Raw genomic sequence first — 246 nt, 5'->3', positions numbered from 1 at the left:
CAAATGAGTGGGCCATATATTTCTAAACTCATTGTTGCATTAAATTGGATTCAGGCTGTAAGAAACCAAATCCCCATAAAACTATCATTACCTTTGACAACATCAATTACAGAATTAGGCCGTCAATTAGGTTGCCCAACTAAGTTAGAAAGCGAGCAATTCTACGCCATTCCATCACGCTTGATGCAGCTTATATACTCAAAAGCAATTGAATATAGTGATAATTATTATCCAATCAGGCACATG

Annotated in this window: 1 protein-coding gene; it reads left to right on the top strand. The window is 36.2% G+C overall.

All coding sequences use genetic code 11. The features are described from left to right. On the top strand, positions 1–246 hold a 246-nt coding region (locus tag SB724_RS21405), incomplete at both ends, for a hypothetical protein (RefSeq protein ID WP_410573041.1).

The sequence above is a fragment of the Bacillus sp. SIMBA_031 genome, assembly GCF_046535225.1.
GTDB classification, from domain to species: Bacteria; Bacillota; Bacilli; order Bacillales; family Bacillaceae; genus Bacillus; species Bacillus velezensis.
The sequence above is the reverse complement of the archived record's forward strand: the minus strand, read 5'-3'. Positions and strand labels throughout refer to the sequence as shown.